The organism is Caballeronia sp. PC1 (assembly GCF_021353155.1).
Taxonomy (GTDB): domain Bacteria; phylum Pseudomonadota; class Gammaproteobacteria; order Burkholderiales; family Burkholderiaceae; genus Caballeronia; species Caballeronia cordobensis.
On record NZ_JAJUBH010000002.1, the window covers coordinates 781,260 to 807,391 of the forward strand.

General features: G+C 64.6%; 25 protein-coding genes. 9 read left to right on the forward strand and 16 right to left on the reverse strand.

Annotation, left to right across the window (positions count from 1 at the left end; genetic code table 11):
- Positions 1 to 143 precede the first annotated feature (143 nt).
- The 4 genes from LY284_RS19430 (at position 144) to LY284_RS19445 (ending at position 2,643) form a co-directional block, all read left to right on the forward strand.
- Complete coding sequence (locus tag LY284_RS19430; protein ID WP_041731739.1) at positions 144 to 362, forward strand: hypothetical protein; 219 nt, start codon at positions 144 to 146, stop codon at positions 360 to 362.
- A 446-nt stretch (positions 363 to 808) separates the two neighbouring features.
- Entirely contained in the window at positions 809 to 1,063 is a 255-nt protein-coding gene (locus LY284_RS19435; protein ID WP_375294270.1) for a hypothetical protein, read from the forward strand.
- A 515-nt stretch (positions 1,064 to 1,578) separates the two neighbouring features.
- Entirely contained in the window at positions 1,579 to 1,983 is a 405-nt protein-coding gene (locus LY284_RS19440; protein WP_014250988.1) for a helix-turn-helix domain-containing protein, read from the forward strand.
- 54 nt (positions 1,984 to 2,037) lie between these two features.
- The gene (locus tag LY284_RS19445) at positions 2,038 to 2,643 is read left to right on the forward strand and encodes a copper-binding protein (protein WP_233387665.1); all 606 of its coding nucleotides are present in this window, start codon (positions 2,038 to 2,040) and stop codon (positions 2,641 to 2,643) included.
- Positions 2,644 to 2,692: 49 nt separating this feature from the next.
- On the opposite strand, the gene rhaS is transcribed toward LY284_RS19445, so the two are convergent.
- From rhaS to rhaM, 6 genes are read right to left on the reverse strand one after another with little or no spacing between them, the layout of a single operon-like run.
- On the reverse strand, positions 2,693 to 3,706 hold the full coding sequence (rhaS, locus tag LY284_RS19450) for a rhamnose ABC transporter substrate-binding protein (RefSeq protein ID WP_014250990.1): 1,014 nt from the start codon (positions 3,704 to 3,706) through the stop codon (positions 2,693 to 2,695).
- A gap of 60 nt (positions 3,707 to 3,766) precedes the next feature.
- Entirely contained in the window at positions 3,767 to 4,774 is a 1,008-nt protein-coding gene (locus tag LY284_RS19455) for an ABC transporter permease (protein ID WP_014250991.1), read from the reverse strand.
- The gene (locus LY284_RS19460) at positions 4,767 to 5,807 is read right to left on the reverse strand and encodes an ABC transporter permease (protein WP_375294291.1); all 1,041 of its coding nucleotides are present in this window, start codon (positions 5,805 to 5,807) and stop codon (positions 4,767 to 4,769) included. Before LY284_RS19460 ends, LY284_RS19455 begins: the two co-directional genes overlap by 8 nt.
- A complete protein-coding gene (locus LY284_RS19465; RefSeq protein WP_233387666.1) occupies positions 5,807 to 7,318 on the reverse strand; it encodes a sugar ABC transporter ATP-binding protein in 1,512 nt (503 codons plus the stop codon). The genes LY284_RS19460 and LY284_RS19465 overlap by 1 nt, the downstream gene beginning before the upstream one ends.
- An 11-nt stretch (positions 7,319 to 7,329) precedes the next feature.
- On the reverse strand, positions 7,330 to 8,214 hold the full coding sequence (locus LY284_RS19470; protein WP_233387667.1) for an amidohydrolase: 885 nt from the start codon (positions 8,212 to 8,214) through the stop codon (positions 7,330 to 7,332).
- 30 nt (positions 8,215 to 8,244) lie between these two features.
- Complete coding sequence (gene rhaM, locus LY284_RS19475; protein ID WP_053569524.1) at positions 8,245 to 8,559, reverse strand: L-rhamnose mutarotase; 315 nt, start codon at positions 8,557 to 8,559, stop codon at positions 8,245 to 8,247.
- Positions 8,560 to 8,721: 162 nt separating this feature from the next.
- On the opposite strand from rhaM, the gene LY284_RS19480 reads away from it, so the two are divergent.
- Complete coding sequence (locus LY284_RS19480) at positions 8,722 to 9,690, forward strand: LysR family transcriptional regulator (protein ID WP_255724427.1); 969 nt, start codon at positions 8,722 to 8,724, stop codon at positions 9,688 to 9,690.
- Here LY284_RS19480 and LY284_RS19485 read toward each other — a convergent pair.
- The 5 genes from LY284_RS19485 to LY284_RS19505 form a co-directional block, all read right to left on the reverse strand.
- Positions 9,677 to 10,459, reverse strand: a complete 783-nt coding sequence (locus tag LY284_RS19485) for an SDR family NAD(P)-dependent oxidoreductase (RefSeq protein WP_233387668.1) — start codon at positions 10,457 to 10,459, stop codon at positions 9,677 to 9,679. The two genes, LY284_RS19480 and LY284_RS19485, sit on opposite strands and share 14 nt — an antisense overlap.
- A gap of 62 nt (positions 10,460 to 10,521) precedes the next feature.
- Positions 10,522 to 13,011: a carbohydrate-binding family V/XII gene (locus LY284_RS19490; protein WP_233387669.1), complete on the reverse strand. Its 2,490-nt coding sequence runs from the start codon at positions 13,009 to 13,011 to the stop codon at positions 10,522 to 10,524.
- A 136-nt stretch (positions 13,012 to 13,147) separates the two neighbouring features.
- Positions 13,148 to 14,326: an L-rhamnonate dehydratase gene (rhmD, locus tag LY284_RS19495; protein WP_233387670.1), complete on the reverse strand. Its 1,179-nt coding sequence runs from the start codon at positions 14,324 to 14,326 to the stop codon at positions 13,148 to 13,150.
- 17 nt (positions 14,327 to 14,343) lie between these two features.
- The gene (locus tag LY284_RS19500) at positions 14,344 to 15,663 is read right to left on the reverse strand and encodes an MFS transporter (RefSeq protein ID WP_233387671.1); all 1,320 of its coding nucleotides are present in this window, start codon (positions 15,661 to 15,663) and stop codon (positions 14,344 to 14,346) included.
- 22 nt (positions 15,664 to 15,685) lie between these two features.
- Complete coding sequence (locus LY284_RS19505; protein ID WP_233387672.1) at positions 15,686 to 16,447, reverse strand: SDR family NAD(P)-dependent oxidoreductase; 762 nt, start codon at positions 16,445 to 16,447, stop codon at positions 15,686 to 15,688.
- 446 nt (positions 16,448 to 16,893) lie between these two features.
- Between LY284_RS19505 and LY284_RS19510 the strand changes: the two genes are divergently transcribed.
- Positions 16,894 to 17,139, forward strand: a complete 246-nt coding sequence (locus LY284_RS19510; RefSeq protein ID WP_014251002.1) for a hypothetical protein — start codon at positions 16,894 to 16,896, stop codon at positions 17,137 to 17,139.
- Positions 17,140 to 17,164: 25 nt separating this feature from the next.
- On the opposite strand, the gene LY284_RS19515 is transcribed toward LY284_RS19510, so the two are convergent.
- Entirely contained in the window at positions 17,165 to 17,683 is a 519-nt protein-coding gene (locus tag LY284_RS19515) for a DUF6622 family protein (RefSeq protein WP_077158546.1), read from the reverse strand.
- 183 nt (positions 17,684 to 17,866) lie between these two features.
- Between LY284_RS19515 and LY284_RS19520 the strand changes: the two genes are divergently transcribed.
- Positions 17,867 to 18,535, forward strand: coding sequence for a TetR/AcrR family transcriptional regulator (locus tag LY284_RS19520; protein ID WP_233387673.1), 669 nt, complete (start codon positions 17,867 to 17,869; stop codon positions 18,533 to 18,535).
- 213 nt (positions 18,536 to 18,748) lie between these two features.
- Complete coding sequence (locus LY284_RS19525) at positions 18,749 to 19,603, forward strand: helix-turn-helix domain-containing protein (RefSeq protein WP_014251005.1); 855 nt, start codon at positions 18,749 to 18,751, stop codon at positions 19,601 to 19,603.
- Between the two features lie 15 nt (positions 19,604 to 19,618).
- Here LY284_RS19525 and LY284_RS19530 read toward each other — a convergent pair whose 3' ends face one another.
- The 4 genes from LY284_RS19530 to LY284_RS19545 form a co-directional block, all read right to left on the reverse strand.
- Positions 19,619 to 21,463 carry an ATP-binding protein gene (locus LY284_RS19530; RefSeq protein WP_233387674.1) on the reverse strand — a complete coding sequence of 615 codons (1,845 nt, stop codon included), beginning with the start codon at positions 21,461 to 21,463 and terminating at the stop codon, positions 19,619 to 19,621.
- A gap of 3 nt (positions 21,464 to 21,466) precedes the next feature.
- The gene (locus tag LY284_RS19535) at positions 21,467 to 23,104 is read right to left on the reverse strand and encodes an ATP-binding domain-containing protein (RefSeq protein WP_233387675.1); all 1,638 of its coding nucleotides are present in this window, start codon (positions 23,102 to 23,104) and stop codon (positions 21,467 to 21,469) included.
- A gap of 63 nt (positions 23,105 to 23,167) precedes the next feature.
- On the reverse strand, positions 23,168 to 23,839 hold the full coding sequence (locus LY284_RS19540; RefSeq protein WP_045454557.1) for a glutathione S-transferase family protein: 672 nt from the start codon (positions 23,837 to 23,839) through the stop codon (positions 23,168 to 23,170).
- Positions 23,840 to 24,110: 271 nt separating this feature from the next.
- Positions 24,111 to 24,614, reverse strand: a complete 504-nt coding sequence (locus LY284_RS19545; RefSeq protein ID WP_233387676.1) for a hypothetical protein — start codon at positions 24,612 to 24,614, stop codon at positions 24,111 to 24,113.
- Positions 24,615 to 25,618: 1,004 nt separating this feature from the next.
- On the opposite strand from LY284_RS19545, the gene LY284_RS19550 reads away from it, so the two are divergent.
- Complete coding sequence (locus tag LY284_RS19550) at positions 25,619 to 26,047, forward strand: hypothetical protein (protein WP_233387677.1); 429 nt, start codon at positions 25,619 to 25,621, stop codon at positions 26,045 to 26,047.
- The last annotated feature ends 85 nt before the right edge of the window (positions 26,048 to 26,132 follow it).

The window sequence follows — 26,132 nt, forward strand, 5'->3', positions numbered from 1 at the left end:
GTCTGCTCTATTCGCCTAGCCGATACCTTGCGCAGCGCGCCCGAATTTCGTGCACGCTGGTGGATGGCGCGGCGAAACAACAACAACGACGTCGCAAGACGGGAGGAAGAATGTCGATACCGAGAAGCGCCGCCACCGGCGCCATGACGCTCCTGACGGAATACGACGACGCCAGCGGACAGGAAGTGCGTTCGCTGCGCCTCGAACCGGCGGCGGACGGCAAAGCCGTCCTGCTCATTGAAATCGACGAGCGCAAACCCGGCATTCACCGCGAAGTGCGTTATGAAATTACGCCGGCGGAACTGATTGCCGCCATTCGCGCCCACGGTGCGGAATTACCTGGGGAACAACATAGCCGTTAAAACGATTTAACAGTTGGCGCAAGCAGCATACAATAGAGTTAAGCGAGGTTTTCGGCCGCCATGCTGCATCGGCGGCACTGGCTTCGCCTCCGGTTCGTGGCTCCCCGTCGAGACTTTCCGCGCGTTCGCGTTGCGCGCGTCCGTCCGGCGGCGTTTGAGCGGGCGAACGTTCGCATTCGGGGCAATGCCCGCATTAAAGGCAAAGTCGCCGGGCGAATTAATAGGCGTGCGGTAAATACACTAATTGACGTGAGGCAGGCCCTGCGTCACGCTTCATAAAACACATATATTCAAGTCATCGAACCGCCCCGGTCCGCGCGGGGTTTCGGTTCGTCCTCTGAAAATCAAAAAGTTGAATCAGGAAAGCCGTGGACGAAAGAAAGCGAGACAGCATCATTGCGTATTTGCGTAGCCGAATGGCTGAGTTCGGCATTACGGAAGGAGCGTTGGCCGAAGCATTGGCCGAAGCGCCGGCGGCGGCGACGCCACCGCCCTCCTTCACCAAGACCAACGGGGCTCATGGCGTGCCCAAGACGAAGCGGCCGATGCCGCAGCTGCCTTTGATGCCGCAATCGGCAGGCAGCGCCGTGCCGATATTCCGCAACGCGAATGGCGACACGTGGGACGGCCTCGGCGATATGCCCGAGTGGCTCAAGCGCGCGGTGCACGCGGGCCAGGACATCGAGTTCTATCGCGTCTGAGCGCCGTTGCGGACCCAGCCGGGCGGAGTGAGGGCGCGCGCTGCGCGTCGACATGGACACGCGTCGAAACGCACGCGTGCGGCATTGCGCGCCGCGCATCGCCGGCGCGCTGCCGCATGGGTATCTATTGCCTATTGGCAGCGTTCATAGGCAATTCATTTCGAATTATCAAGCTCAAAAAATTTTCGCCGATGGTTGCCCATCGCGCCCGAAAACGTTTATTGGTACTTCCCTGTAAGCCGGCTCGCACGCGAAGCCGCGCATCGACCTGACGTCAAGCACGCCCGATCAAGTCCCGCCGTCTCCATTCGACAAGGGGGCACGCATGAACGCATACGGACGCCGCAACGTTGCACCCGCTCTCCGCGCGCATCAGCCGGCGTGCTGGCCTGCATATGGGCCGGCGTACGGGCCGGCGCAGGGACGAGCGCCGGATACGGCTTGCGGCTCGCCGTGCCGCGCCTGACGTATTGGGCGGTTCGCATGTAATCCGAACCATTCGAGCGGCGCGCGCGATGCACACCCATCCGAAAACACTGCCGAGCGTGATGCGACGCATGACGGCTGGGCGAATGCTGCTCGATGGCGCATCGGTCGATACGGTGGCCGACGCGCTGCATCTGTCGGTGCAGACGGTGCGGCGCTACAAGGCGATCGTCGCCGAGGGCGGCCTCGACGCGCTCGCGCAGATGGGCGTCGGCGGGCGCGCGTCGGTGCTCGACCGGGAAGCGCTCGACTGGATCGCCGCCGCCTTGCAGGGATCGGCCCGCGAGCACGGCTTCGAAAGCGCCACCTGGACCAACGCGCGCCTGCGCGAGTTGATCGAGCGGCGCTACGGCGTGCGTTACTCGCGCGTTTATATCTGGCAGATCGCGACCAATCTCGGGCTCGGACATTTGCTGTCGAAATCGCGCCGCTAAAAGCCGCGGCGCTCACGTTCATCGAAGCGCCATCTCAAGACAAGGAGGCAACGCATGATTCGCTCGTCAACTCAACGGCCGCGTCGCGCAATCAGGATTCTGGCGGCGTGCGCGGCGCTTGCTTTCACCGCGGCGGGCAGCGCCCTGGCTCAGGACGCGGCATCGGGCCCTGATGCGCGCGGCGCGGCGGCCGTCGTGCAGGTGCAGGCGCGCGTGGTCGGCATCGATCCCGTGACCAACAGCGTGTCGCTGCAAGGCCCTCAGGGACGTGTCGCCGAGGTGGCGGTCAATCCGGAGATCGGCGATGTCAAGAAGCTGAAGCTCGGCGATATCGTCAACATCGACTATCGCGCCGCGCTGCTCGTGCGCGTCTCGAAGGTGAAATCGGACGGCATCCGCCAGCGCATCGACACCGAAGCGGCGATTCCGGCATCCGGCGGTGTGATGGCGCAGGCGCGCGTCGTCGAGGTGATCGGGACGATCGAGCGCATCGACACGAAAAAGCGGAGCGTGACCTTGCGCGGACCGAGCCGCACGGTGACGCTCGACGTCGCGCCGGATGTCTCGCTCGCCGGGCTGAAGGCGGGCGATGCCGTGCACGCGAAGTTCGAGTCGGCGACGGCCGTGCAGGTGTTGAGGAGCGGGCAGACGGTGAAGTGATCGAGCGCAAAAAAGCCCCGCTCAAGGCGGGGCGATCGGGCGCGCTTGCTCAGAAATTAAACTGATCGATATTCGCCGCATCGAACGTCGTCGGCGGTCCGAGGATCACTTCCCCGCTCTTGCCCACGGTGCGCTTGCCGAGCTTGCCCGCATCGAACGAATCGCCTTCCTTGCCGGTGATCGTTCCCGATGCGAGATTCGCCGCTGCGAACGCCGCCAGATAACCCAACTGGCCCGGGTCCCACAACTGGAACGCCTTCACGGTGCCGTTCTTCACGAACGCGCGCATCTGGTTCGGCGTGCCGAGTCCCGTCACCACGACCTTGCCCTTCGACGGCGAGCTCGAGATATACCGCGCCGCCGCCGCGATCCCGACCGATGTCGGCGCGACGATCCCCTTCAGGTTCGGGTACGCCTGCAGCAGGCCCTGCGTCTCGACGAACGACTTCTGATCGTCGTCGTTGCCATAGGCGATCTTCACAAGCTTCATCTTCGAATATTCGGGCTTCTTCAACTCCTCCTGCATCCATTTGATCCACGTATTCTGATTCGTCGCGTTCGGCGTCGCGGAGAGAATCGCGAATTCGCCCTCGCCGCCGATCAGCTTCGACAGCAACTGAATCTGCCCGCGTCCGATCGCCTCCGAATCGGCCTGGTTCACGAAGATCTGCCGGCCATCGGGCGCGGTGTCGGAATCGAAGGTCACGACCTTGATGCCCTGCGACATCGCCTTCTTCAGATACGGCACGACCGCGTTCGCATCGTTCGCCGCGATCACGATCGCGTTCTGCCGCTGCGTGATGAGCGTGTTGATATAGCTCACCTGCGACGACGCGCCCGCGTCCGACGGCCCCACGACCTTGCCGTCGCCCTTGAATTCCTTGATCGCGGCCATGCCGCCGTCGTCGGCGATGACTTCGTACGGGTTGTTGATCTGCTTCGGCAAGAAGGCGATCTTCAGGCCGCTCTTGATATCCGCGGCGCTCGCCGTCAGCGCGACGGTCGCGGCGAGAAAGGCCGCCGCCAGCGCCGGGCCGCGCACGCATCGAATGGGGTTTTTCATGTCGAAAAGTCTCCTGTCATTGCGCATGAGTGCGCTGGTTATCCACGGACAACATCTGAACTACGGCGTCTGCGCCAGCATCAGACGCTTCTCGCGCGCCGCCCGCCAGCGCGCGACGAGGTTCGGAATCAGCACCGACGACAGCAGCAGCGCGCCCGTGACGATCGTGAGCGTTTCGCTCGATACGTCCGCGAGCGTCAGCGCATTGCGCAACACGCCGATGATGACGAGCGACAGCAGCACGCCGATCATCGAGCCGCGTCCGCCGAAGATGCTCACGCCGCCGAACAGCACCGCCGCGATCACAGAAAGCTCGAAGCCCTCGCCGTTGTCGCCGCGCGCGCTCGTGAAGCGCAGCGTGTAGACGATGCCGGCGAGCGCGGCCATCGCGCCGGACATCATGAAGAGCTTCAGCTTGGTCTTCGCCACATCGATGCCCGAAAACTGCGCGGCCGTCGGATTCGCGCCGATCGCGTAAAGGCTGCGGCCGAACGGCGTCGCCTGCAAAAGGACCGTGAAAACGATCGCGCCCGCGATGACGAGCACGAAGGGCATCGGCAGGAACGAACCAGCGATCGTATCGATGCCGAATGCCGTGTACGCAGCGGGAAAATCCGCGATCGCCTGATCGCCGAGCAGCACGTACGCGAGACCGCGAAACAGCGCGAGCGTGCCGATCGTCACCGCGAGCGACGGCAGGTTGAAGCGCACGATCACGAGCCCGTTCAGGAAGCCCGCGAGCGCGCCGAACAGGAGCACGAGGACGATCACGAGCGGCATGGGCAGGCCCATGTGCCACAGCACGCCCATCAGCGCGCTCGATGCGCCGAGCACCGACGCCACCGACAGATCGATCTCCGCCGCGACGATGATGAGCGTCATCGGCAGCGCGATCAGTGCGATTTCGGTGAAGTCGGCGAGCATGTTGGAGATATTCGCCGACGAAAGGAACATCGGCGACAACACGCGCCCGCCGATCAGCGACACGGCGAGCACGATGGCGAGCATCGCTTCCCATTGCAGATGGCGGCGCTTCGCCACAGACAAAGCGGAGTCGGGTTTAGCCATGATCGCGTTTCCTCATCATGCGGCGCGCGACGGACCGCGCGAGCAAGGTATCGAGCGCAATCGCCGCGACGATCAGCGCGCCTTGAATCGCCTGCTGCCAGAACGGCGACACGCGCAGCACCACCAGTGCGATGTTGATGACGCCGAGCACGAGCGCGCCGAGCGTCGCGCCCGCGATGGTGCCGACGCCGCCCGTGATCGCCACGCTGCCAACCACCGCCGCCGCGACCACCTGCAATTCGATGCCCTTCGCCGTGCTGGCATCGACGGTGCCGAAGCGCGCGAGCCACAGCACGCCGGCCAGGCCCGCGATCGCGCCGGACAGCAGAAAGCCGATCATCACGCGCCGGTCGACGCGGATGCCCGCGAGCCGCGCGGCTTCCGGGTTCGAGCCGATCGCGTAATGCTCGCGCCCGCCGCGATACTGCTTCAGATACACCGACAGCGCGACCAGCACCACGAACGCAATCAGCACGAGATTCGGCACGCCCAGGAGCGAGCCCGTCGCGATGGCGGCGAACGCATCGGGCAGGCTCGTCGCGTTGATCTGGCCGCCGTGGACCCAGGCGTAATCTGCGCCGCGCACGGTATAGAGCGTCGAGAGCGTCGCGACGAGCGAAGGAACCCGCCCGAACGTGACGAGCACGCCGTTCAGCGCGCCGATCGCAAGCCCGACGCCCATGCCCGCGAGCATCGCGACGAACACCGGCATGTGCGGGAACATCACGAAGAGGCTGCCGACCGCGTACGCGCTCACGCCGACCACCGACGCCACCGAGAGATCGATATGCCGCATCAGCATCACGATCGTCATGCCCGCCGTCAGCAGGCCGATGATCGATACGTTGAGCAGCACGTCGCGCAGATTCTGCAGATTGAGGAAGTCGGGCTTCACGGCCGCCGTCGCGCCGATCAGCACGAGCAGCACGATGAAGAGCGTCAGTTCGCGGCTCTTCGCGATCGAAACCGCGAGGCTTTCGCGTTTCGTGTCGGCGGCGGGCATCGCGGGCAGTGTCGGGGAATGTCGTGTCATCATGCCGCGCGCCCCAGTGCGTTAGTTGAGGCGCCCAGTGCGGCGCTCATCACGCGTTCCTCGTTCGCCTCCGCGCGGGCGATATCCGCGCTGATACGGCCTTCGTGCATCACGAGCACGCGGTCCGCCATGCCGAGCACTTCGGGCAGTTCGCTCGAAATCATCAGCACGGCCATGCCCTCCTTCACGAGTTCCGCGAGCGTGCGATACACCTCCGCTTTCGCGCCGACATCGATGCCGCGTGTCGGCTCGTCGATGATGAGCACCTTCGGCTTCGTCGCGAGCCACTTGCCGAGCACGACTTTCTGCTGATTGCCGCCCGAGAGCGTGCCGACGGGCGCATCGAGATCGCTCGCTTTCAGGCGCAGGCGCGCGCCCCAGTCCGCCGCGAGCGCCGATTCGCTTTTGGCGGTGATGAAGCCGTGGCGCATCAGGCGTCCGAGCACGGTCAGCGACGCATTGCGCGCGATGCTCAGTTCGAGCGCGAGCCCTTGCGCGCGGCGGTCTTCCGGCACGAGCGCGAGGCCGGCGCGCACGGCGGCGGCGGGACGTCCGAGCGCGAGCGTCTTGCCCGCGATCTTCACGTCGCCGCCATCGACGGGATCGATGCCGAAGATCGCGCGCGCGACTTCGCTGCGCCCCGCGCCGACGAGTCCCGCCAGCGCGACGATCTCGCCCGCGCGCACATCGAAGGACACGTTCTTGAACACGCCTTCGCGCGTGAGATTGCGCACCGAAAGGCGCACGTCGCCGGGCGTCACGTCGGCTTTCGGATAGAAGGTATCGAGATCGCGGCCGACCATCTTGCTCACGATCGCGTCGATCGTCATGTCCTGCGTGAGCGCGTCATCGACCTTCATGCCGTCGCGCATGATCGTCATGCGCTGCGTGAGGGCGAACACTTCGTCGAGCCGATGCGTGATGAAGAGAATCGCCACGTCGCGCTCCTTCAGGGCGCGCACGATCGCGAACAGGCGCTCGACCTCCGGCAAGGACAACGCGGCAGTCGGCTCGTCCATGATGAGCACGTTGGCATCGAGCGACAGCGCCTTGGCGATCTCGACCACTTGCTGATCCGCGATCGACAGCCCGCGCACGAGCCGCTGAGCGCGCAAATTCACGCCGAGCGAAGACAGGAGCGCATCCACTTCGCGATGCATCGCGTCGTAGCGAATGCGCCCGAAGCGGTCGCGCGGCTGCCGGCCCATGTAAATGTTTTCCGCGATGGAGAGATCCGCGAACAGCGTCGGCTCCTGATAAATCACGGCGATGCCCGCATCGCGCGCCTCGGCGGGACTCGCGAAACGCCGCGCCACGCCTTCGACGAGCAGTTCGCCCGCATCGGGCTGATACACGCCCGCGAGCAGTTTGACGAGCGTCGATTTGCCCGCGCCGTTCTCGCCGAGCAGCGCGTGCACTTCACCCGGAAAGAGTTGCAGGCTGGCGTCGCCGAGCGCGCGCACACGGCCGAACGATTTGCTGGCGCGCCTGAGTTCGAGTCTTGGCGTCATTCCTTGTCTCCCTAGATGCGGTAAATCCGCTCCGCATTGCGCACGAAGAGCGCCTCTTTCTCGCTGTCGCTCGCGCCGCCGACGATCCGCGCATACGCGTTCCACAACGCCGGGTACGTGCCGAACAAGCGATCCACCGGAAAATTCGATGCGAACATCGCGCGCTCGCTGCCGAACGTGTCGATGGTTTCGTGCACGTACGGGCGCAGGCTCTCGATGGTCCAGTCGTGATCGAACATCGCGAAGCCGCTCAGCTTCACCGCGACGTTCGGGCAGGCGGCAAGCAGGCGCATGCCGTCGCGCCACGCCCTGAATCCAGATGTGGAATCACGATCGACGAACATGCCCGCATGATTGACGATGAACTGCGTGTCGGCATGTTCGCGGGCGAGAAGCGCGGCCTCTTCCATCTGCGCGGGATAAAGCTGCAGGTCGAACGACAGGCCGTAGCGCTTCAGAAGCCCGAAGTTCTTGCGCCATTGCGGCTCGCGCATGTAGTGGCGTCCGACGTAGTCGTAAAGCTTGTCGTCATGCACGTTGAGAATCTGGCGGATGCCGCGCGTATTGGCGAACGCCGCGTGCGCTTCGAGCACGTGCTGGGCGTTGTCCGCCGACAGATCCGCGCCCGCGACGATGCCGTTCGGCATGCCCTCCTGATCGGCGATGCCTTGCAGCCAGCGCGTTTCCTCGACCGGATCGGTGGGATCGTGATTCGCATCCACATGCACGAGCTTCAGAATTTCGACATCCTCTGCGTCGCGCAGCAGATCGGCGAGCAGATAATCGTGCCGCAAGTCGCGCGCATCGCCGACGAACGACGTCTGCGGATTCGCGAGCCAGGGGTAATGGTGCGTGGACAGATCCCACAAGTGGATATGCGGATCGACGACCTGCATGTGGCGTTCCTCGCGAAAGAGGCGAACGTTTCAGGGAAGATGAAAGACCGGCGCGAGCGGCGTCGCAATGGGCGCGTTGTCCGCATGCGTTTCCATCAGTTCGGCCATGTGGTCCCACCACTTGCGCATGACGGGCAGCGCGGCAAGCGAATCCGTCGTATGCGTTTCGGTGCGCTTGTAGCTGGCGAAGAGATGTCCGGTCGATTCGTCGAGAAAGATCCAGTAATCGCGGATGCCCGCGGCGCGCAGCGCATCGGCCAGTTCCGGCCAGATTTCGCGGTGACGCTGCTCGTATTCCTCGCGCATGCCCGGCTTCAGGGTCATGCGAAATGCCACTGTCTCCATGGCGGCCCGCCTCGTTTTGTTGGGTGAATCCTCTGTCCGGGACTCGTTGTGCTGCGACTATAATTCGCCGACCGATAACACGACAATCCGAATGCAGGATTGGCCGATCGCAAAAACGTATCGCTGCGCCGTATCTTCGCGCGGTTTCGCACGGACTGTCGAATGAATCAAAACGTGTCCCAAAGTGTGTCGCCGAATGCGCTGGTCAACCGCCTGAAGTTCAAGCATCTGGCGCTGCTGGTCGCGCTGGACGACGCGCGCAATCTGCATCAGGCCGCCGAGACGATCAACGTCGCGCAGCCGAGCGCGAGCCGCATGCTCGCGGATATCGAGGAGGCGTTCGGCTTTCTGCTCTTCGAGCGCAATGCGCGCGGCATGCAGCCGACGCCGCTCGGCACCGCCGCGCTCGCCTACGCGCGCCGTTCGCTCGCCGATCTCACGCGCTTCGCCGACGATCTCGATGCCAAGCGGCGCGGCGGCCACGGGCAACTGACCGTTGGCGCGATCATGGGCGCCGCGCCCGACGTGCTGGCGATGGCGGTCGCCGAACTGAAGTCGGAGCGGCCGCTCCTGAACGTGCGCATTCTGGGCGAGACGAGCGATCAGGTCGTGCAATTGCTGCATCGCCGCGAAGTCGATCTCGCGCTGGGCCGGCTGACCACGCCCTTGCAGCACAACGATTTCGACTTCGAACCGCTCGCGCGCGAGGCGATGCGGCTCGTCGTGCGCGCGGGGCATCCGCTCGCGGACAAGGCGGCGCTCGCGCTCGACACGCTCGTGAGCTGGCCATGGATTCTGCAGCCGATCACGAGCCCCGCGCGCGGACTCTTCGAAGACGAACTCGCGCGCGCCGGGCTGACGACGCCCGCCGATATCGTCGAGTGCGCTTCGATCTTCGCGACGCTGCAACTGCTGCAGAACAGCGAGGCCGTCGCGATGCTGCCCGAATCCGTCGTGCGCGACTATCTGCGCGCGCAGTTGCTAGTCGAACTGCCGATCGAAATCGGCAAGCGTCTGTCGGGTTTCGGGCTGCTGCGGCGCAAGTTCGAGACGTTGAGCGAGCCGGCGGAGTACTTCATCGCGCTGCTGCGGAAATACTCGGCGGCCTCGCTTCCCGCTATTGCAGATTGACGAACAGCCCGCCATCGACGAGCAGCGACGCGCCCGTCACATAGCGCGCGCGGTCCGAGGCGAGAAACACGACGCATTGCGCGACGTCGTCCGGCGCGCCTAGGCGGCCCAGCGGAATGCGCTTTTCCATGTAGGCGCGCTTGCCGGGATCGGCGAGATCGTCCGCGTTGAGGTCGGTCGCGATGGTGCCGGGCATCACCGAATTGCAGCGGATGCCGTACGGCCCCAGCGCGATCGCGCAGGATTGCATCAGCGAATGGACGCCCGCTTTCGTCGGCGTGTAGTGCGTCTGCATGCCGCCGCCGACCAGCGCGCTGATCGAACTCGTGGCGACGATCGCGCCGCCCGTGCCCTGCGCCTTCATCTGGTTGGCGGCGGCCTGCGCGACGTAGAACGCGCCGTTCAGGTTCACCGCGACGGTGGTTTCGTACACCGAAGCCGGCATGTCGAGAAACGCGTGAAACGGACAGATGCCCGCGTTGCTCGACAGCACATCGACGCGGCCGAACGCCTCGACGGTGCGCGCGATCAATTCGATGCCCGTCTCTCGCTCGGCGACGTTGCCTTCGACCGCGATCGCGCGGCGTCCGAGCGCCTCGATCTCGCCGACGATCGATTCCACCGCCGAGGCCTTCCCGTACGCGCTATCGTTATCGCGCCAGTAGTTGATCGCGACATCCGCGCCTTCGCGCGCGCTCGCGAGCGCAATCGCCCGGCCGATACCGCGCGAACCGCCCGTCACCACGACCACTTTGTTTTCCAGAAGCATGTGTCTCCTCCTTGTCGGGCGGATGACGGCGCGCGCCGGCATCCGCGTTGGTCTATGCGCGCCTAGCGTCGGAAGCCTCCGTGAAAACCGCCGCCTCCGCCGCCGTGGAAGCCACCGCCGCCACCGCCGCCGAAGCGATTGTTGAAGCGCTGCTCGCCGCCGTCGCGCGACTGGCGCATCTGGTCGAGATTGCTGTTCAGCGCCGCGTTGTTGTGATCGACCGGCTGCCAGCCATTGGACGTATGCTGCTGCCAGCCGTTGTCCTGCGAGTGCTGATAGACGTTGCCGTCGTGCGCGGCGTAGACATCGCCGTTATTCCAGGCAACCGCATTGCCGCGCGACTTGTTCGTGACGATGCCCCGGTTCACGGCCTGCGCGGTCCCATTCTGCACGTTGCCGGTCACGCCCCGCTCCGCGACGCCCGCGCGGCCCGTCTGCGCGTTGTAACCAGCGACCTGCCGGCCCGCCGCGTAGTTGCCGTTGTAGGCGTTACCCGCAATGCCCGCGCGTCCCGCCGCCGCGCGACCCGTGACCGGGTTGGCCACCACGCCTTCGCGCCCGGCCGCATAGTTGCCGGTGTGCACATTGCCGACGACACCCGCGCGGCCCGCGCCTTCGCGGCCCGTCAGCGGATTCGCGAACGAGCCCTGACGCCCCGCCGCGAAGTTGCCCGAATACGGATTGAACGCCGCGCCCCGGCTGCCTTGCCAGTGCGCGCCCGTCGCCGGATTCCAGCCCGCGCCCGCCGTGCCGCGCCATTCGGTGCCGGTCCACGGGTTGTAGCCCGTCGCGTGCGTGACGGTGCCATTGCCCCAGCGGCTATAGAAGTTCGCCTGGTTGATATTGACGTTGCCCCAGCCGCCGCCGCCATAGTATCCGCCCCAATACGGGCCCCAGTATGGCGCCGACGAGCCCCAGATCGCACCGGCGGCGAAACCGAACGCGAAGCCCACGGCGGCGTCCATCGCGAAGCCCGCGTTGTAGCCGTAGGTCGGCGGCGCACCGTAGTAGACCGTCTCGCCGACATATGGCTGATACGCATAGCCCGTTCCGTAGACCACGGTGCCGCTATTGTCCACGACGACGCCCATGTACCCCGGCGTGTAGCCGACGACCACCGCCTCCGGCGTCGCCGAATAGACGCGCACGTAGGTCACGTAATGCAACGGCGACTGAACCGGAATCGTGTAGATGACGCTGGGGACTTCGGCGGCGACCGCCCACGGGCCGCCCGGCGCGGCGGCCGCGAACCACACGCCGTTCTGCACCGCGTAGTACTGCGAGCGATTCACTTCGATGACCGGCGTCGCCGTATTCACCGCGTATTGCAGCGGCGTGCCTTCGATCGACTGGAAGTGCGGCGAGCCGTCATACGCGACGCTCAGGTGCGCCTTCGCGCGCGAGACGGTCGCGGTCTGCGGAATGGTCGCGGCGATGGCCGCTTCCTTCGCCTGCGGCGTGCCCGGCACCGATACGAGCACGTTGCCCTTCGGGTCCCGCGGCGAAATCTTCGCGAAATCCTTCGGCAAGTCCTGGCCCGCGACGTACTGCCACGGCCCCTTGTCGGACGACCCGGCGAACCAGCGTCCCGACACCAGCACATAGTAGTGATTGGTCTGCGGCTCGACGAACACCGCATGGTCCGTGTTCGTCACGGTCAGCAAGCCGGTGCCCGCGACCGGTTCGAGCTTGGCCGGGCCATCGGTGACGACGAGTTCCGTTGGCTGCGTGGCGATCAGCACGGCGGGCGGCTGCGTCGCGCGCTTGCCGCTTGGCGGCAGCATCGCGTCGGCTTTCTGCGCGGCGTCGGCCTTTTTCGCCGCGTCGGTGAGCGCCTGCGGCGTCTCGCCGAGCACGGCCCACGGACCGTTCGCCGATTGCGCCGCGTACCAGTAGCCGCCCGCGCTCACATAGACATGGCCGCCGCCGTCTTTCAGCAGCATCGCGCGGCTATTGATGGCGCGCTGATAAATCGTCCCGCCGACATCGCGCCAGGCCGGATTGCCGTCGATCATCACGAGCATCGTCGGCGCGGACGCGAACACGATGCTCGGCACCGGGTTCTGCACCGCGATCTTCTCCGTGCCGCCGGCCTGCTTCGATACCGCGTAGCTCGTCTGCAACTCGTCGAGCGACACGGTCATGCCGTGCGCCGGCAAATGCGCGACGATCGCGCTCTTCACGCTGTTCGCGACGCCCGGATCGGTCGGCACGCTGACATCGCCGATCGTGATGTTGCTCAAGTGAACGAGACCCGATGACTTGTCGATATCGGCGTCGGCGGTGAATTGCGCGACGCCGTAGGTCGGCGAGGCCGTGCCGCTCGCCGCGCCCACGGCCACCGCCGCGCGTCCCGCGATGCGATTGCCGTTCCATTGCTCGATCTGAGGCTGATACATTTCGATGCGCTGCGTGGACGTGTCGAGTTCGCGCGGCCATTGAAGCTGCGCCGCAGCCGCCGCGGGCGGATTGGCCGCATACGCCGACGACAGACCGAAAGCGAGGCAGGTCGCGGTTACGAGCGCCGACCATTTGTGGGATAACGCTGCCATTCGAGTGATTTCCTTTTGAGACAGATTTACTTCGAACATCCAATCGACTGCCCGGAAATCATAAGTCTTACGATTGCCTTCGGACCGCCGTATCTGTCTCAAACTGTCACAGTTTCAGGACCTCACCCGATGGGCGTCAGTGCGTGTAGGGCCGCGTCAGCGCGCATTCCGGATTCAGCCGCACGCCGAAGCCGGGCGTCTCCGGCACTTTCATGCGGCCGTTCACAGGCACGGGTTCGTCGAGCAGGAGCGGCGTGAACATCGGCACGACCTGATCGGCCTTGGGCGCCATCATCAGAAATTCGGCGAAGGGCGAGTTGTGGCGCGTCACGACGAAGTGATAGCTGTACACCGACGATCCGTGCGGCACGACGAGCACGTTGTGCGCGTCCGCGAGCGCCGAAATCTTGATGAGTTCCGTGATGCCGCCGCACCAGCCGACATCCGGCTGCACGAGATCCGCGCAACCCATCTCGAACAGCATGCGAAAGCCCCAGCGCGTCGCTTCGTGCTCGCCGGTCGTCACCATCATGCCGGCCGGCACGGAGCGGCGCAGTTCCGCGTAGCCCCAGTAGTCGTCGGGCGGCAGCGCTTCCTCGATCCACTTCAGCCCATGCTCGCGCGCCGCGTTCGCGAGGCGCTTCGCGTAGTTGAGATCGAGGCTCATCCAGCAATCGAACATGAGCCAGAAATCGCCGCCGACCTTCGCGCGCATATCGGCGAGTTTCGCGATGTTTTTCGCGAGCCCTTCCTCGCCTTCCGCCGGGCCGTGCTGCAAGGGCATCTTGCCGCCGATGAAGCCCATTTCCTTCGCAAGGTCCGGGCGCGCGCCGGTGGCGTAGAACTGCAGTTCGTCGCGCACGGGTCCGCCGAGCAGATGAAACACCGGCTCCTTGCGCACCTTCGCGAGCAGGTCCCACAGCGCGAGATCGACGCCTGAAATCGCGTTGAGCACGATGCCCTTGCGCCCGTAATAGAGCGTCGCGTTGTACATCTGATCCCACATCTTTTCGATGTCGGTCACGCGCTGCCCTTCGAGAAAGCGCGCGAGATGCTTCTCGACGATGAACGCGCCGATCTCGCCGCCTGTCGTCACCGCGAAGCCGACCGTGCCGTCGCTCGCCTCGATCTCGACGACGAGCGAGCCGAGCACGTTCAGTCCGAACGACTGGCGGCTCTTGCGGTATTCGGGATAGCGCGCCATCGGCGTGGCGATGTGATCGTCGATCCAGTGATCGGCGCCCTGGTCGTGGTAATCGGCGCCGCCGCCTCGGACCGTGAAGGCGCGCACCTGCTTGATGGTCGGCATGGACATGTTGGTTCTCCTTCGGATCAGGATGCGTTGGCGGCCTCGCGGCCCGGAATCGAATGACGTTGCGGCGTGCGCACCACGAAGACGATGACGATCGCCGCAAGCACGCTCGCGCCGGCGAGCACCATGAGGCCCGCGCTCGTCGAATGGAACGCGGCTTCGGCGGCGGTGCGGGCCATCGGCGCAAAAAAGCCGCCGAGCCCGCCGAGCGAATTGATGAGCGCGATGCCGGCCGCAGCCGCCGCGCCCGTCAGATAGCGCGTCGGGAAGGTCCAGAAAAGCGGCTGTGCCGCGATGAAGCCGCTCGCCGCGCAGCACAGCGCGATGAGCGACACCGCCGGGACGCCGGACAGGCCGGAGACCGCGATCGCGGCGCCCGAGATCGTGAGCAGCGCCGCCGCGTACAGGCGATGCCGGCCCGTGCGATCGGCGTGGCGCGGCACGATCCACGTGACGATCACCGCCGCGATCCACGGCAACGCGGTCACGAGCCCGACGCGAAAGCCCACTTTCGTGCCGAGCAGCGCGGACACCTGCTGCGGCAGATAAAACACGACGCCGTACACCGCCGCCTGGATCAGGAAGTACACACAGCACAGCACGAGCACGCGCGCATCGACGAGCGCCGCGAGCACACTGCGCGGCCCGTGCGACGACGCGGCGCGCGCATCGTCGGCCAGGCGGGCGACGAGCAACGCGCGCTGGTCATGCGAAAGCCAGCGCGCCTTCGCGGGATCGTCGTCGAGATACCAGAACGCCCACACGCCGACGATCGACGCCAGCAGGCCTTCGACGAGAAAGAGCCATTGCCACCCTTTCACGCCGAATGCGCCATGCAGATCGAGCAGCAGACCGGACAACGGCGCGCCGAAGATGAACGCGAGCGGCGCGCCGAAGTAAAAGACGCCCAGCGCCCGAGCCCGCGACGATTGCGGAAACCAGCGCGTCAGGTAATAGACGATGCCCGGAAAGAATCCCGCTTCGGCGACGCCGAGCAAAAAGCGCAGTGCATAGAACGTCGTGGCCGAATGCGCGAAGGCCATCGCCGCCGAGACGAGGCCCCACGTCACCATGATGCGGCACATCCACAGCTTCGCGCCGACGCGGTGCAGCAGCAGATTGCTCGGCACTTCGAAGAGTGCGTAGCCGACGAAGAACACGCCCGCGCCGAAAGCGAACGCGGTATTGCTCAGGCCGGTGTCCTGTTGCAAGGCTTTCTGCGCGAAACCGATATTCGCGCGGTCCAGAAACGCCAGCACGTACATGAGCAGCAGAAAAGGCAGCAGACGGCGCATGACACGCGACGTGACCGCCCCTTCCGGCGGTGCGGAATGGTTCATGTGCTTTCTCCCGATGAGGGCGTCAGTACGTCGCGCGTCCGCCGGACAGATCGAACACGGCGCCGGTGCTGAACGCGCAGTCTTCGGACGAGAGCCAGAGAATGAGGGAAGCGGCCTCCTGCGGCATCAGGAAGCGGTTCATCGGGATTTTGGAAAGCATGTAGTCGATGTGCTGCTGCGACATCGAATCGAAGATTTCGGTCTTCGCGGCGGCGGGCGTGACGGCGTTCACGAGGATGTTCTTGCCCGCAAGCTCCTTCCCGAGCGATTTCGTGAGGCCGATCAGCCCGGCCTTCGAGGCGCTGTAATGCGACGCGTTCGGATTGCCTTCCTTGCCCGCGATCGACGCGATATTCACGATGCGCCCGTAGCCCGCCTTCAGCATGTGCGGCACGACCGCGCGGCAGGTCAGATAAGGCCCGATCAGATTGACGTCGATGACGCGCCGCCATACGTCGGGCGCAAGCTCCCAGGTCGTGCCGTTGCCGCCGGTGATGCCCGCATTGTTGACGAGCACGTCGATCTTGCCGTGCGCGGCGAGCGTCTTTTTCACGGCGGCGTCCACGGACGATTCGTCGGTCAGCTCGACGACGGCCTCGCTGATCGTGCGCTCGCCGTGCTTCGCCGAGAGTTCGGCGCGCGTGCGCGCAAGGCGCTCGCTGTCGACGTCCCAGAGCGCAACCTCGGCGCCGGATTCGAGCGCGCGTTCCGCGGTCGCGAGGCCGATGCCGCGCGCGCCGCCCGTGATGATCGCGACGCGCCCGCTCAGGTCGATAAGGTTCATGGATTCGTCTCCTTTCGTTGTTCGTCTGCTTCGGGTTCTATGCCGTGAGAGGCACTATAGACCGGCAGCAATAGCGCAACAATTCGAAAGGGCGATCGTTCGATAGCAAAAGCGGATCGCTTGAGACGCTACATCGTCCGCTTGGCGGGATTCGAATCTTTGAAATGTCTGTCGGCGACGATCGCGAAGCCAAAAAGTGCGGCGACGCCTATCGGACAAACAAAAAGAACAGCGACGAGCACGGCAGCCTCCTGTCAGTGATGCTGGCAGTGTAGCTGGCTAAAACCCGTCAATTGTCGTGATTTTGGACAATACTCCTTTCAACATTGACGAACTTTGCTTCGGATCGCGCCGATGGAACGGCGTCGGGGCTAGCGCGCGCGGCCGCTGGCACGCGCATTGCTCAAGGCTTGCGCCTCATACGACAAAAACTCATCCAATAAAGCATGTTCACACCGAAAGCCTGCACCGCCACCTGTGTACTCGACGGCATGCCCGTCACACTCACCTACTTTCCCGACACCACCGTGCTGCGCATCACCGACGCCAACGGGCGCTGCGTGCGCGAAACCCGCTGGCCCGCGCCGTGGCGCACGCTGCTCGCGACACTGCGTGAATTCAGTGGACGCGATGCGAGGAGCGAACTCTCGACGCTCCTCGACGACATTCCCGCCGTGCCCGCGATGGCGTGATGCGAACCACCGCGGTGCGGCCCGCTTAGAGCCGTTCCAGCATGGGCGTCGCTTCGGGGCGCAGCGCCAGCCAGTAGATCAGGAAGCGCCCCGCGAAGATTCCCGCCACCACGCCGGACACGAGGCCGTTGAGCACGACGAAGGTCGAATCCACGCCAAGGTGCGCCGACGTCGCGAGTTCGAAGCCGATCCAGAATTTCATCGCGAAAGTCAGCAGGATCAGCACGAGCGGCACCGCCGAGCCGGGCAGCGTGACCGTGCGCAGCGTCCGGTCCACGGTCAGGCCGCTTCGCTTTGCGATCGCCGCGCCGATGCCCACGCCCAGCGCGCCGCCCGCCACCCACATCAGCGCCGTGTCCCAGCCGGTCGCGTGGTCGGACAGAAGGTGCAGCAACCCCCAGCCGGCGAAGATCGCCGGCACGATGCCCAGCTTCGACAGCGGCGCTGTGCCACCTTTCATCGCCTTCATGCCGCGCGAAACCAGCACCGCCAGCAGCACCCAAACCCAGGTAGGCGTACCCAGCAAAATATCTTGAAAGGACATGATCGTTCTCCTGTGAACCGTAATGCGATTGATCGGAAGTTTTGCGGCATTCGCGCCTGGCTTTCGCATCGAAGCGCTTGTCGCCGCTAATCTTTACGTTGGAAAGATTTTGACTTTCGCGCTCACATCCGTCAATATAAATTTCCATTGTAAAGATTGATCGACCAGCGAGTTTTCATTCCTATGCAGAACCCCACGCCCGCAAGAAAACGCGGCCGCCCCGCGAAGGCGGCGGAGAACGCGCCGCATCCCTACCATCACGGCTCGCTGCCGGATGCGCTCCTGAACGCGGCGGAAACCGTCCTGCGCCGCGACGGCTTGCGCGGGCTCACGCTGCGCGCCATCGCGCGCGAGGCGGGTGTGTCCCACACCGCGCCTCAGCATCACTTCGGCGATACGTCCGGCGTGCTCGCCGAGCTTGCGGCGAGCGGGCATCGGCGGCTCGCGCAATCGATGCGCGCGCGCGCGGCGGGCGTCGAAGCCGGCGCCGAACGCGGCCACGCGACCGCGCATGGCTATATCGATTTCGCCGTCGCGAATCCCGACCTGTTCCGGCTGATGTCGCGCAACGAATTGCTCGATACGGACCGGCCCTCGCTCGTCGAAGCGCGGCGCATGTCGGCGGCCGGTCTCGCCGATGTATTCGATTCCGCGCCCGATATCGCGCCGGGCAGCCAGAGCGCATTCGGCGCGATGAGTCCGGATCAGGCGGTCGCGATGGCGTCGGCGTGGGCGCACGTGCATGGGCTCGCATCGCTGCTGATCGACAACCGGCTTGCCGCGCTCGCCGCAGCGCCGGGCGCCTTCAGCACGCCGCGCGAACTCGTCGACGCGGTCATCGACGCGATGTGAAAGCGCGCGCCGCAGCTTGCGAACTGCGCGCCAGCGAACGGCGCGACGGCCCGTTTCGTCAGTAAGATCAAGGCGTTGCGCGCGGTCCGCCAAGGCCTTTTTGAGCGCGGCCGCCCGCGCCGTTTACAATGTCGGATCGACCGCGCTCAACGTCGCGCGCCACGCGCCGAACCTCGCCCTAGCGGTCTCACTTTCACGCATCCGACTGGCAGTATGGTCACTGAAACGTCTTCCTCGGAATCGCTCGCCGTCGCCGAACGCGTGCGCGAACTCATGGCCCGTCACGGCATCGGAAAGCGGCAGCAGACCGCCGAGTTGTGCCGCATCCTCGACCTGAGTTTTTCGCAAGGCCATCGCAAATTGCGCGGCAACAGTCCGTGGACGCTCGCGCAGATTCGCCGCGTTGCCGACGCCTTCGACGAGCCCGCGCTCAAGCTGTTCGATTCGATCAACACGCGCCCCGACGAAACCGAAGGCACCGCGCACGACGCCGTGCTCAAGCTCGGTTCGCTCGAAATTCCGTGCATGGCGTGGGTCGGCAATGCGCTCGAAGCGGGCAGCCGCCCGGACTTCATCGCGCAGAAACTGAACGGCCGCTGGATCGTCACGAAGCACGAAGGCGTGCTGCTGCACGCGGCCAGCGACGTCCACAAGATCGAAATCCAGCCGCGCCGCCCCGACACCGACAAACCCGTGATCGCCGTGGTCGACGACGATCACGCCTCCGCCGACAATCTGCACGATTATCTCGAAGCCACCGGCTTCGCGGCGATGGCCTTCTACGGCCTCGACGCCTTCCGCGAGGCGCTGCAGACGCAGGTGTTCGACGCCGTCGTGATCGACTGGCTGTTCGGCGTGCATACGTCGGCGGACGCGATCCGCGCGGTGCGCGAGTCGGACAACCCGGATGCGCCGGTTTTCGTGCTGACGGGCGAGCTCACCACCGGCAAGGCGAGCGAATCGGAGATCAGCCAGGTCATCCGCGATTACAACGTGGCCTGTTTCGAGAAGCCCGCGCGGCTCGGCATTCTGGTCGCGGATCTTTCCAAGCGGCTGATGCGCAGTTAGAGTCTGCGCAACACTTCACGCGGCGCGCCGGCGCACCGTGACCGCGCGGTGCACGGCGTCCTTCAGCACTTCGTAGCGCACCGGCTTCAGCAAATAATCGAAGAACAGCACCACCGCGCTCGGGTCCACGAGTTCGGGTGCGTACGCGCTCACCGCGATGATCGGCACGCTCGCGCCCGGCGCACTGCGCGCGCGGTATTCGTTCGCGAACGAGTAGCCGTCCTTGCCGGGCATGTGCAGGTCGGCGAGGATGACGTCGGCGTCGTTGGCGCGCAGCCACGCGAGCGCGCTGTCGACATCCGGCATCGCGACGGCCGAATAACCCAGATGCGTGAGCATCTCGCTCAGCGAATCGCGGATCGACTCGTGGTCGTCGATCACGAGCACGCGCGATCTGCGCAGTTCGGGCGCATGCGCGTCCTGCTTGCCGCGCTCGGGCAGATGCGCAGCCGATGCCGCCGGCAGGCTCACGCGAAACGCGGCGCCCTGTCCCACTTCGCTCGACACCTCGATCTTGCCGCCCAGCAGATCGACGAGCCCGCGCACGACCGCGAGCCCCATGCCCGCGCCGTCGAAGCGCCGCGTGCTGGACGAATCGAGCTGCGTGAATTCCTGGAAGATCAGCGGCAACTGCTCGCGCGCGATACCCGGTCCCGTGTCGATCACGGAAATATGGAGCTGCTTTTCGGTGCGCGCGAAGTGCACGTCGATGGAACCGGCCTCGGTGTACTTGATCGCGTTGGTGACGAGATTGGTCACGATCTGTCGCACGCGATGCGGGTCTGATTCGATCGGCCCGCGCTCGCCCGCGTAGTCGCCGCGCAGCGCCAGCCCCTTCGCGCCCGCGGCGGGCGAGTTCGCATCGACGATGGATTCGAGCAGGTCCACCGGATCGAACACGGCCATGCGCAGTTCCAGCTTGCCCGCGCCGAGACGCGCGTAATCGGTGAGATCGCGCATCTGCGCTTCGAGATGCCGCGCGCCCGCTTCGAGGCGCTGCATGATCTTGCGATCCGGCTCGCCGCGCGCGTTCAGGCCGAGCAGTTCCACCGACGAGACGATCGCGTGCAGCGGCGTGCGCAATTCGTGGCTGATCATGCCGAGGAACGTGTCCTTCGCGACGCCGGCCTCACGCGCCGCGCGCGTCGCCTGATGCTCTGCCGCGAGCGCCGCCCGCTGCTGCTCGATGAGCCGCGTGCGCCGATAGCCGTTCAGCAGCAACAGCACGGTCGCCGCCGCCGAGAGCAGCCCGAGCACGATGCCGCCGTAGATCAGATAGCGGCGCTTTGCCTCGAAGTCGCGCACGATCGCCTCGCGCTCGGCGATATCGATGAGACGCCGCCCGCCCGCCAGTTCCGCGACGACGGGCGCGTTCTGGCGCAGCACGCCGATCACGCGCAAGGTGTGCTGGCGCTCGTCGTTATGAAGCCCGGCGACGTCGGTTTCGATCGAATCGAGCGCCGTCTGCAACTGCCGCAGAATTTCGCGCTGCCGGTTCAGCAGCGCTTCCTGACCGTCCGACGACACCGCCGACGCCGCCACCTGCGAAAGCCGCGCACGCAGCAGGCGATAGCTCACGCGCACGGCATTGGCGTCCTCGTCGATGCCGTTGCGATAAAGCAGCACGTGATTCTCGAAACGCTCGAAGGCGACCTGCAACTGCGCCGCGTCCCAGTAGACGTCGTAGGGCACGACGAGCCGGTGCGTCTCGCGCGCGACGAGGCCCGAATACAGCATGTAGCCGACCGCGCCGATGGGCGGGGCGACCGCGAGCGCGATCAGCGTCGCGTACCAGAGACGGCGGAACCAGGGGCGCGCCTCGTGGGCGCGGAGTGAAGGATCGGTGCTCGCGACGGCCATGCGCTACTGCAACGCTTCGATGGCCCGGGCCGCGCGCCCGGATGCGACCACGATCAGCTTCATCGTCGCCCGCGTCGCGCCGACGAAAATCTTGCGCGCGGCCTGCTCGTCGAGCGCATCGAAATCGACTTCCGTGAGGATCACGCACGGCGCCGATTGCCCCTTGAAGCGATAGATCGATTCGAGCAGCACGTCGCCTTCGCGATATTCCGGATTGCCGAACAGATCGTACGTGCCGGTGAACGCCCGCAGCCGGTGCGGGCCAAGGTGATCGACCGCCGTGAGCGCCGAGCCCTCGCGGCCCCGGAACGACAGCACGGCGATGTCCTGCTTGCGAAAACCGAGCGACAGCGCCTGCGTGATCGCGCGCTTGGTCGCCTCGACGATCTCTTCGGGATGACCGTCCTCGTAGGTCGATATCGTGACGTCCGAGCCGTCGAACGGGCTGCCCGCATCGAGCCGCACTTCGGGCCCGACGATTTTGCGGATGAAGCCGAGCAGATCGCGCGGGCTGCGGTAATTCGTGGTCTCGCGCAGGATGGTCCAGCCCGGCAGCGGCACCGGCTCGCGCAGATAGAGGTTCTGCATCGGATCTTCGAGCCACCACCACGCGCCGTCCGGGTTCAGCAGGCGTTCGAGCGCCTCGACCCACGCCGCCTGAAAATCCTGACCTTCGTCAACGATCAATACGTCGGTCTTCCAGTGCTCGGGCACCGGCACGGCGGCGAAACGCTCTTCGAGGGTCGCGAAGACATTGGGCTGGTTGAAATCGGGCGGGCTGCCCGCATCGCGCGCGACCGCCGCGCTCAGTTGATGGTAGTTCGCGACTTTCGCTTCCTTCGGCGCGATGGCGCGGATATGGTCGGCGAGCGGCCGGTTGAAGCACACGTAGAGCACGCTCTTGCCTTGTGCGAGCGACTCGCGCATCACGCGCACGGCGAGTTGCGTCTTGCCCGCGCCGGCGGTGGCGATCACGCGCAGGCGAAACGGTTCGAATTCGAGCCGGCGCGCCCAGGTCGCAAGCCCGCCCGACAGGCGCGTGACAAGCGTGTTCGCGGCCCCGACGAGCGCGTTGGTGTCGGGCGTGAGCGAGAGTTCATCGGCGAGAAAATGATGGATGCGCGCCGCCGCTTCGAAGCGCGGCTCGTCCGGCGGAAGAATCTCCAGCACCACGCGCGGAAGCTGCGACTTGCGGCTCGCATCGACGATGCGCGCCGGCGCGACGCCCGCGATCGCGGCGTTCTTCACGGTGTAATCGGGGCAATACAGCAATTCCTCGATCCGGTACGTGCCCGCGCCGAACGCCGCCGTGAAGCGCCGATGCAGATTTTCCAGCGTGCGCGCAAGCTGGATCGCGACGTTGCGTTCCTTCTGCAGATACACCTTCACGAGACCGGCGCCGGTTTCGCGCAGGAAACCCGCCTTCATCTCGATCATCAGCACGCGGCCCGACGGCGCAACCACGACGAAATCCGCCTCGCCGAAGACGGAAAACCCTTCGTTGATGCGCGTCCAGTGCACGCCGTGATAGACCGTGTAGTCCTCGGGCAGCTTTTCGAGAAGCGCGAGCGTTTCGAGTTCGCGCGCCGCCGCGCCGGTCGCGTCGAGATTCTTCCAGTCGTCGGGAACGATTCGGGCCATGCGTCGCCTTTGGGCTGAGTGGTTGCGTGCGAGTCATTGTACGCAACGCGCCCGAGGTATCGGTCAGGTGGCGAAGTCGTAGCGCCCGCCGCGCTCGAGCGCACGCTGGTACGCGGGCCGCGCGTGAATGCGTTCGAGAAACGCGCGGATATGCGGCATCGATTTCGCGCCGGCGCGCTGGCCGCCGGTTTCGAGCGGAAAGCTCATCTGGACGTCGGCGGCGCTGAAGGTTTCGCCCGCGAACCACGTCGATTTCGCAAGCTCCGCTTCGATATAGCCGAAGTGCAGGCGCAATTGCGGATCGATAAAACTGCTCTGCATCGTCTGCGCGATGCGCCGCGCGATCGGCCTGGCGAAGAACGGCATCTTCGCGCTTTCCAGCCGGCGCGCGACGAGCTTGAGCAAAAGCGGCGGCATGGCCGAGCCTTCCGCGTAATGCATCCAGTAGTTGTAGCGCACGCGTTCGGCCGACGTGCCCGGCGGCGGCGAAAAGCGCCCATCGCCATAACGCTCGACCAGATAGTCGATGATCGCGCCCGACTCCGCGAGCGTGAGATCGCCGTCGGTGACGACCGGCGATTTGCCAAGCGGATGCACCGCGCGCAGTTCGGGCGGCGCGAGCATGGTGCGCGGATCGCGCTGATAGCGCTTCAGCTCGTATTCGACGCCGAGCTCTTCGAGCATCCAGAGCACTCGCTGGGAGCGGGAGTTGTTGAGGTGGTGGACGGTCAGCATGGTCACTTATGTATTATCGGCGGCGAGCCTTGTCGCGTGGTAGTGTCGCACGTCCAGGAATCGCCGCTCCTAATATCAAAAGCGGCCGGCTCCTAATATTCTGACGTCCCGCTTGCGTCGATCTGTATATCCAATTACATGTGTACAGTATCGCGCATGGGCGATGGGACTTTTCCAAATCGAGTCGGGACCGCACCTCTCGCAACAAGTGCGAGCACTCGGGCGGAGATGTGGCGAACGGGAATCACGCGGTTTGCGTGCGCGGCGGCCATCAGCAAGTGACGGCAATGCCGGAAAATGGATGTGCGTTTTTGGACGCGCGCGCTTGGCGCCGGCGATGGGAATGGGCACAAGCAAAACACAGCGCTTCGCTATCGAGCTTGATCTGCTCGAGACATCTTCCATACTGCACCGAGCGCTCGCGTGGCGCTCGGTTCGGTTGGAGCCCTTGCCCGGCCGCGCGCCGGGCGTCCTTTAGCTGAGCGACACTTTGCCCGTAAGACAGCCCTGCATCACGACATACGGCTGCAAGAGGATTAATGAAACGAAACCGGAAGCGACGCGCCGTTCCGATCTTCTTGAGAATCGGCCCACGCTTTTCTTCGCAGAATTCCTTCAAGTGTTTTGAGAAACTGGGAATTTGATAGTCCTTCCCCGTGATCAACTGTATATGCGCCCTGATGTCTTGTGCGGCGAAGTAACCCATCTGGTCAGCGGGAGCCATTGCACATGCGAGCAAGACATCGGCGAAGAGATTGTCTTTGCGCGGGCTCATCGTCCGAGGAATGGGGATTCGCACAGGCGAGCGGAAGGGGTGGCGCTCTCATTCGCGCTCGCTGCCCCGTATGTGTTTCCGGGCGCCAGCCCTGAGCAGTAAGCACGGATCAGAACGCAAAAAGCCCGCTGTCTTTTTCTGACTGGCGGGCTCAGGACGCATCTTTCCGGCGGCCGTTATCTGGCAGCATGTCTCGGTTTACAACCTCTCTTTTCATCTAGATTCTTAGCTTTGCGGACCGTCCTCCGGGAGCCCAAGAATATCTTGCATTGACGTTACGACCTTCTCTTGGAGAGCCGCTCGGCATCACACCACGTCTTCGTAGAGCGTGGTGTGTAACCTGAGATTTGCTTCCCCTTGTCGGCGCATTGCGTCCAGGTCGTGCTTACCTATCCGTGACATCGCCTGGCAACCTTCAAACGCGTGTTGGATCAGCCGCTGCCAGGAGCCGACTGATCCCAGCATCGCTTTCCGGAGTGTGGGGAAACACAGGCGAGCGAGCATTTGAGTTTAACAAACAATCGTTCTGTAACGGAACGCAAACGCCGTCAACATCTTCGTCGCCCACGGGTCTATCGTCGCATCACCGTTCCCATCTATTGCACGAATTCCTCCGACCTAGCGCGACGCGTCGCTCGATGTACGCGAGGATGATCGTCGCCGTGATGCCAGCGTCGCGCAGACAGAAAACACATAACGGATGAGCGGTAAGAAACGTCGAGCGTACCTTGGCCACTTGTATCCCTTTCCGCGCTGCGAACTACTGTTTTTGTCCGTGCGCCGTGATCTCGACCTGCATGGTTGCCACTTTCGCTGCCACCTCACTGAGGCGGGGCTTAAGTGTTGTAGCTTAGGCATTTAGAGGCTTTGAATTATCACGCGTGATGGGCGCTGGTGATCCAATGGAAAGGTCGTTTACATATAAGCTGATTCGTCGTACATTTCCGGCGCGGTTACGATTTATTACATCCAATCCGCCAACAATCAGTTTACGAGGATTGCAAATGAAGAAACTAGTTTCGCGTTCGCTCACTGCTCTGAGTATTGCCATTGCAAGCATCAGCGGCGCCAAGGCACAGACATCGCCAGTAGGCTACTGGGCCTTTGTCTCGTACTACATTCCTGGCGGTAGCCAGCATGCCAATCAGGGCGTTTGCTTCCAATCTAATAACACTTGGTACGGCACCACTCAGCACTGGAACGGAGATTGGTTCCAGAACGGAAGCGAATTCGAATGGTATGGGAATGCGCCAATCGTATTGAATGGCCAGCCCGTCAATATCGCAGTCGTAGGCATGTCACAATTTGCTCCCAGTGTAATGACCGGCAACTACGCCGAATGGCTCATTCCGGGTACTCTCCCGCTGGCGTGGGATAAGCACTACACGTATCAACTGGTTTATCAAGGTGCGGTCTGCCCGCCACCGGTTTAATCAGTACGTCTGATCCAAAAAGCCCGCGCGGGGCAATGTCCCGGGCGTAGTTGAAGGTTGAAGGCGGCGGTTCCCCGTTGGAAAT

Bases quoted from the DNA above. Each gene is read 5' to 3' on its own strand.
- LY284_RS19430 (WP_041731739.1), top strand. From the start codon at position 144: ATGACGCTCCTGACGGAATACGACGACGCCAGCGGACAGGAAGTGCGT.
- LY284_RS19440 (WP_014250988.1), top strand. From the start codon at position 1,579: ATGCACACCCATCCGAAAACACTGCCGAGCGTGATGCGACGCATGACG.
- LY284_RS19445 (WP_233387665.1), top strand. From the start codon at position 2,038: ATGATTCGCTCGTCAACTCAACGGCCGCGTCGCGCAATCAGGATTCTG.
- rhaS (WP_014250990.1), bottom strand. From the start codon at position 3,706: ATGAAAAACCCCATTCGATGCGTGCGCGGCCCGGCGCTGGCGGCGGCC.
- LY284_RS19455 (WP_014250991.1), bottom strand. From the start codon at position 4,774: ATGGCTAAACCCGACTCCGCTTTGTCTGTGGCGAAGCGCCGCCATCTG.
- LY284_RS19460 (WP_375294291.1), bottom strand. From the start codon at position 5,807: ATGACACGACATTCCCCGACACTGCCCGCGATGCCCGCCGCCGACACG.
- LY284_RS19465 (WP_233387666.1), bottom strand. From the start codon at position 7,318: ATGACGCCAAGACTCGAACTCAGGCGCGCCAGCAAATCGTTCGGCCGT.
- LY284_RS19470 (WP_233387667.1), bottom strand. From the start codon at position 8,214: ATGCAGGTCGTCGATCCGCATATCCACTTGTGGGATCTGTCCACGCAC.
- rhaM (WP_053569524.1), bottom strand. From the start codon at position 8,559: ATGGAGACAGTGGCATTTCGCATGACCCTGAAGCCGGGCATGCGCGAG.
- LY284_RS19480 (WP_255724427.1), top strand. From the start codon at position 8,722: ATGAATCAAAACGTGTCCCAAAGTGTGTCGCCGAATGCGCTGGTCAAC.
- LY284_RS19485 (WP_233387668.1), bottom strand. From the start codon at position 10,459: ATGCTTCTGGAAAACAAAGTGGTCGTGGTGACGGGCGGTTCGCGCGGT.
- LY284_RS19490 (WP_233387669.1), bottom strand. From the start codon at position 13,011: ATGGCAGCGTTATCCCACAAATGGTCGGCGCTCGTAACCGCGACCTGC.
- rhmD (WP_233387670.1), bottom strand. From the start codon at position 14,326: ATGTCCATGCCGACCATCAAGCAGGTGCGCGCCTTCACGGTCCGAGGC.
- LY284_RS19500 (WP_233387671.1), bottom strand. From the start codon at position 15,663: ATGAACCATTCCGCACCGCCGGAAGGGGCGGTCACGTCGCGTGTCATG.
- LY284_RS19505 (WP_233387672.1), bottom strand. From the start codon at position 16,447: ATGAACCTTATCGACCTGAGCGGGCGCGTCGCGATCATCACGGGCGGC.
- LY284_RS19510 (WP_014251002.1), top strand. From the start codon at position 16,894: ATGTTCACACCGAAAGCCTGCACCGCCACCTGTGTACTCGACGGCATG.
- LY284_RS19515 (WP_077158546.1), bottom strand. From the start codon at position 17,683: ATGTCCTTTCAAGATATTTTGCTGGGTACGCCTACCTGGGTTTGGGTG.
- LY284_RS19520 (WP_233387673.1), top strand. From the start codon at position 17,867: ATGCAGAACCCCACGCCCGCAAGAAAACGCGGCCGCCCCGCGAAGGCG.
- LY284_RS19525 (WP_014251005.1), top strand. From the start codon at position 18,749: ATGGTCACTGAAACGTCTTCCTCGGAATCGCTCGCCGTCGCCGAACGC.
- LY284_RS19530 (WP_233387674.1), bottom strand. From the start codon at position 21,463: ATGGCCGTCGCGAGCACCGATCCTTCACTCCGCGCCCACGAGGCGCGC.
- LY284_RS19535 (WP_233387675.1), bottom strand. From the start codon at position 23,104: ATGGCCCGAATCGTTCCCGACGACTGGAAGAATCTCGACGCGACCGGC.
- LY284_RS19540 (WP_045454557.1), bottom strand. From the start codon at position 23,839: ATGCTGACCGTCCACCACCTCAACAACTCCCGCTCCCAGCGAGTGCTC.
- LY284_RS19545 (WP_233387676.1), bottom strand. From the start codon at position 24,614: ATGAGCCCGCGCAAAGACAATCTCTTCGCCGATGTCTTGCTCGCATGT.
- LY284_RS19550 (WP_233387677.1), top strand. From the start codon at position 25,619: ATGAAGAAACTAGTTTCGCGTTCGCTCACTGCTCTGAGTATTGCCATT.